This window comes from Mesorhizobium sp. (genome assembly GCF_004962245.1).
Classification (GTDB): domain Bacteria; phylum Pseudomonadota; class Alphaproteobacteria; order Rhizobiales; family Rhizobiaceae; genus Mesorhizobium.
Genome location: NZ_SUHQ01000103.1, coordinates 1 through 492, shown reverse-complemented (window position 1 = coordinate 492; position 492 = coordinate 1). Strand labels below are relative to the sequence as shown.

The 492-nt window shown below is 57.1% G+C and carries 1 protein-coding gene; it reads left to right on the top strand.

Annotation, left to right across the window (positions count from 1 at the left end; translation table 11 throughout):
• Positions 1 to 167: 167 nt before the first annotated feature.
• A complete protein-coding gene (locus tag E5X88_RS33535) occupies positions 168 to 464 on the top strand; it encodes a DUF1236 domain-containing protein (RefSeq protein WP_292168568.1) in 297 nt (98 codons plus the stop codon).
• Positions 465 to 492 lie beyond the last annotated feature (28 nt).

Below are 492 nucleotides of genomic sequence, written 5' to 3'. Positions count from 1 at the left end.
AGCAGCCGCCGTTCCCGGTGGCGCCATGTCCGGCCCATTTCGCGAAACAGGAGAGACTTAGGTCTTACGTCGGACCAGACCGAAGCCCAACCAAGGAACGTTTGCGGTTCCCTCAGGTTTGGGTTGACAGAGCGCTCAACGCCAAAGATCGCACGAAGGAGACAGCTATGAGAATGCATCTTTCCACAGCCGCGGGATTTCTGCTGCTGGCAGGTGTTGGCGCCGCTGCCGCTCAAGACATAATCATCGAGCCGGAGCAGGAGACCGTCATCAGGGAGTATGTGAAGAAGCAGCCGCTCGCATCGGTGAAAATCCCTGGGGTGGAGCTCAATATCGGCTCAACGCTGCCCGAGACGGTCGAGCTTCATGAAGTCCCCGAAACCAAATACCGTTACGTGGTGGTCGACAACCGGACCGTTGTCGTCGATCCAGGCACACGCAAGATCATCAAAATCATTGAATGACCTAAAGCAACTGGGAGGACAGCCCGCC

What these genes read in the sequence shown, in the direction of transcription:
- E5X88_RS33535 (WP_292168568.1), top strand. Translation starts at nt 168, where the DNA reads ATGAGAATGCATCTTTCCACAGCCGCGGGATTTCTGCTGCTGGCAGGT.